Annotated in this window: 5 protein-coding genes; all 5 read right to left on the bottom strand. The window is 40.6% G+C overall.

From position 1 onward, the window contains the following. Nucleotides 1–195: 195 nt before the first annotated feature. Nucleotides 196–639, bottom strand: a complete 444-nt coding sequence (locus tag IIB50_02830; protein ID MCH7530025.1) for a hypothetical protein — start codon at nucleotides 637–639, stop codon at nucleotides 196–198. 120 nt (nucleotides 640–759) lie between these two features. Next, nucleotides 760–1,260 (bottom strand): hypothetical protein, encoded by a 501-nt coding sequence (locus IIB50_02825; GenBank protein ID MCH7530024.1) that lies wholly within the window; start codon nucleotides 1,258–1,260, stop codon nucleotides 760–762. A 57-nt stretch (nucleotides 1,261–1,317) separates the two neighbouring features. Next, complete coding sequence (locus IIB50_02820) at nucleotides 1,318–1,524, bottom strand: cation transporter (GenBank protein ID MCH7530023.1); 207 nt, start codon at nucleotides 1,522–1,524, stop codon at nucleotides 1,318–1,320. Nucleotides 1,525–1,554: 30 nt separating this feature from the next. Then, complete coding sequence (gene cadA / locus IIB50_02815; protein ID MCH7530022.1) at nucleotides 1,555–3,945, bottom strand: cadmium-translocating P-type ATPase; 2,391 nt, start codon at nucleotides 3,943–3,945, stop codon at nucleotides 1,555–1,557. A 192-nt stretch (nucleotides 3,946–4,137) separates the two neighbouring features. Next, nucleotides 4,138–4,342: hypothetical protein (locus IIB50_02810; protein MCH7530021.1), on the bottom strand; the 205-nt coding region annotated here is incomplete at its 5' end.

Raw genomic sequence — 4,342 nt, 5'->3', positions numbered from 1 at the left:
TTAAATGAATTACTAAAAAAATTTTGAAAAAGCTTATTAAATATATAATAAAATATTTATTTTTAGTTTAATTTTTATCATCGAAGTTTTATCTATGATAATACTAACAAAGATTATTTGTATATTATTTAAATTACTTAAAAAGTACATTCGATAATATTCTGTGGAATTAAAAAATAAAAATATTTTTCATATTTATGGAATAAGTACCCCAAGAAACATAAGCGCGGTTGCGGATACTACCGCGATAGTTGAGAGGACAACAAGTTGCTTTTTAAGCGTCATATTTCCATTAATTTCTTCTCCGCTAGAACGCCCTCGAAGAAAGATTAAAAATACACTGACGAGAAGAAGTACGAAGAGAATTTCCCGCGTGTAGATAAAAAATGGAATGAGTGTGGTAACGCTTTGGTCTGTACTAAATCCCAATCTACCTCCAAAATAATCAAATAAATACACAACATCAATGATAGAAGCAAGTGTCGCCACCCCCAGACCGAGAATGCTCTTCTTCAGCAGTGCCTGTTTAGTAGTTCCTCCCCTGCGCAACAAATCAAGTAGCAACGCATAAAATATTATTGCGGTAATAAGCAATAACAACACATGCGCAGAAAGATATGTTATAAGTGAAATACTCATACCGATAGTGTCAGAGAATCTTTAGATTCCTGCAGATTAAATTGTAATTTCAAACTATTTATTGTCATACTAAAAAACTTATATGGCTGTAATTTATTATCATTTTGGCACTATCGGAACTCATACTCTAATCCCCAGTGAACGTCTAATACCCCAAAGAATAATTCCGCCGACAATAAGCGCTGCAACATAATAGAGCATAACAGCCAGATATGATATGGCAGGTCCACGAAGCAATACGCCGAGTGCTAGCACTGTATACCATGAGACAAACGATAGTGGACTTCCAAGCCAAATGGGGATTTTGTGTGCTTGAAGCAAAAGTGCATTCACTACAATAACACCAATGACGGTGAGCTTTGCCCACAATGTCGGATCATAAAGCCTAAATGACTCATCGTAAAATCGATAGACAAGCAAAAATCCTATTCCGGTAAAAATAGATATGATAAGTCCAATGCGTACGACAGAAAATGTTGTTTTAAGAAAACTACCCTCAATTGGATCTATCTCACCATCACGCAATGCTTTGTTGAGAAAAATTTCAATAAAAGTTGCTCCGCCAACGCCTAGCACCGCGCCTATGAGATGTCCAATAATAAGTAGCGTAAATACGTCCATGATAGATTTTGTTAGCCATATTTTATTTCACTTGGCTCATAAAATATGGACAAAATATTATGATGCATTGTAACCCGATTTTTCGATTTCCTCTATTATCTTTTCCTTGCTGACCTTTGCTTCGTCAAAAGTAAATGTTCCCTCTTTCTTGTCATAGTCAATAAACGCTTTTGTAACTCCTTCAAGTCCCATAGCAATCATCTGAATACCTGTTGCACATGCTCCGCAGTGCATTCCTTCAATTTTTAAGTTTATTTCTGCCATATGTTTTTATTATACTATTAATTAATAATACTACGCTGTAGCAGCGGCTTTCTCTTTTTTCGCACGTTTTGCAAGCATTTTTTCAATCGGCGGCACATATCTTTTTAATATCAACGAGTTAAGCACCACCGAGATTGAACTTAACGCCATCGCAAAACCAGCAATTTCCGGCCGCAGGGTTGCCTGGGAAATGCTGAAGAAAATCTGCCCAATCGCCCCAAATTGTGTTTGGATTGCAACTACCCACTCAGCTGCAACACCAAATGAAACCTGAGTGATAAGCAGGTGCATACCGCCTGCAATTGGAATAGCAGCTACATTGTAGAAGAACGCCCAAAAGAGATTTTGCCGCACTTTTCTAATAGTCTTTCCAGAAAGTTGAATAGCAGTAACTACATCCCGAAGATCATCTTTCACTAAGATGACGTCGCCTGTTTCTATCGCAACATCGGTTCCAGAACCAATAGCAATCCCAATATCGGCTTGCGCGAGCGCTGGAGAATCATTGATGCCATCCCCAACCATCGCCACGCTCTTGCCCTCAGCCTGTAGTGCTTTGATTTTAGCGGCCTTATCTTGTGGCAAAACCTCTGCAAACACCCGATCAATACCCACCTGCTTTGCAATTGCTTCTGCTGTCTTTTGATTATCTCCAGTAATCATGATAATTTCTTTGTTCATTTTCTTAAGCTCTGCAATTGCCTCTTTTGCGTACGGCTTTAAGGTATCTGCCATTGCAATTAGAGCTATAGGTTTCTTGTCTATGAGCAAAAAGACTGCCGTTTTTGCCTCATTTTGAAGTTTCTCCATCGCTTCAGTATGCTCTGCAATATCGACACCAAGTTCTTTCATATAAACCATATTGCCAATATCAATTGTCTTTCCATCCACATTCGCGTGTATACCCATTCCTTTTACTGCTTTGAAATCTTTCGGGTCTCCGAGTTCTCCACCTTTCTTTCCTTTCTCAATTACTGCCCTCGCCAGTGGGTGTTCTGAACCTCGCTCTGCTGATGCGGCAAGACGTAGTGCTTCACTCTCCTCAATACCACTGCCGAGCATAACAAAATCAGTGATGACCGGTTTACCAATAGTCAGCGTTCCTGTTTTATCAAAGATTATTGAAGTTACTTTGTACGCCTTTTCAAGCGCCTCACCACCCTTCAGGATAATGCCATATTTGGCAGCGCGCCCAATACCAACCACAAGCGCGGTTGGTGTTGCAAGTCCCATAGCGCACGGACACGATATTACCAACACCGCAATCATACGCAGAAGTCCCGCTCTAAACGGCAAGTTTGCAAAAAAGAACCACGCCACAAACACGAGTACAGAAAGTATGACAACCGCAGGCACAAAGTACTCACTAATTTTATCAACTAAATTTTGTATTGGCGCACGCTTTGCCTGTGCTTCTTCAACCATCCGAATTATTTGGTACAGAAGTGTGTCTTTGCCAACCTTTGTTGCTCTAAATTTCAGTAATCCTTCCTGGTTTACAGTAGCACCGATAACTTCATCGTTTATAGTCCGCTTTACCGGAATTGATTCACCGGTAACCACTTTTTCATCAATGTGCGATTCTCCTTCAATAATAATACCGTCAACCGGAATTTTCTCACCGGGGCGTACAATGATGATGTCTCCCTTCACCAACTTATCTAAAGGTACTGTTATTTCTTTGCCGTCACGTTCTATATGGGCCTCTTTTGCCTCTAATTTCAAAAGTTCCTTAATCGCTGCTGACGCTCGACCTTTTGCAAGTACCTCAATGTAACGACCCAAGAGAATAAACGTAAGAAGGGCTGCTGAGCTCTCCCAGAATGGGTGGTCAATATTAAACCAGAGAAACCCTATCATGCTGTAGAAATACGCAGCCGATGTACCCAAAACTACCAGTACATCCATATTTGCGGACCCGACACGCATTGCGGTGTAGGCGTTACGATAAAACGGCCAGCCAATGATAAATTGAATTGGAGTTGAGAGAATCCAGTAAACGTAGTTGAGATCTATCCTAAAAGGCGGATCGTCCACTCCCAAAAAAGCAAACAGTTCATGCACATGTGGAGCATTAAACATGTGGATGAGCATGTAGTAGATAATGATTGGTGAAGCGATAACAGCCGCAGCTATGACGCGCTTTTTTGCTCGGTGGATTATTCGTTGGTCCTGTTTTTCCTCTTCTTCTATACTTGACGCAGCTTCGTCCGGTCGCACAATATCGTAACCGATTTTATTTATAAATGCGTCAATTTGTTCAAGAGTAATTTTTGATTCGTCAAATTCTATGGCGGTTTTCTCCGCACCGTAATTTGTATTGACGTTAGAAACCCCTTCCTGCTTTATAAGTAGCTTATCAATGAGAACAGAACACGCCGCACAGTGCATTCCTTTAACTTTGAGTACGAGCTTTACCATATGGTTGTACAATAAATTGCTTTAGGAACACATGTCGTGATTGCGCTGTGCGAAGAGGGGCCGGGAGAAAGCATAGCGTTCTCCCGTGGAGGAAGGCAGTCCCGACGTAATGTCGGGACGTTGGAAACCGAGGGTTTCCAAAGAGCACGTATGTGCTCCGCACATTGCATTCCTTTAACTTTGAGTACGAGTTTAGTCATTAGCCACAGTATCAATCACTTCTCCGGTCGTAGTGTTTATAAATACCCATGTTCTGCCTTCAGGGGACGCATAATATAGGGCTTGATACATAAGACCTTCCAGAGTTTGAAGCACTCTGTTTTTTTGCAGCCATTGTGTATTATCAATATCAATTTTAATTTTGTCTTCCGCAATACCTAATTCCCGACTTGTTTCC

The sequence above is a fragment of the Patescibacteria group bacterium genome, assembly GCA_022560785.1.
Taxonomy (GTDB): domain Bacteria; phylum Patescibacteriota; class Minisyncoccia; order Phycocordibacterales; family JADFSL01; genus JADFSL01.
Note: the sequence above shows the minus strand (reverse complement) of the source record. Positions and strands in the feature narration are given on the sequence as shown.

Excerpts from the sequence above, each read along its gene's own strand:
- IIB50_02830 (MCH7530025.1), bottom strand. The coding sequence starts at position 639 with ATGAGTATTTCACTTATAACATATCTTTCTGCGCATGTGTTGTTATTG.
- cadA (MCH7530022.1), bottom strand. The coding sequence starts at position 3,945 with ATGGTAAAGCTCGTACTCAAAGTTAAAGGAATGCACTGTGCGGCGTGT.
- IIB50_02820 (MCH7530023.1), bottom strand. The coding sequence starts at position 1,524 with ATGGCAGAAATAAACTTAAAAATTGAAGGAATGCACTGCGGAGCATGT.
- IIB50_02825 (MCH7530024.1), bottom strand. The coding sequence starts at position 1,260 with ATGGACGTATTTACGCTACTTATTATTGGACATCTCATAGGCGCGGTG.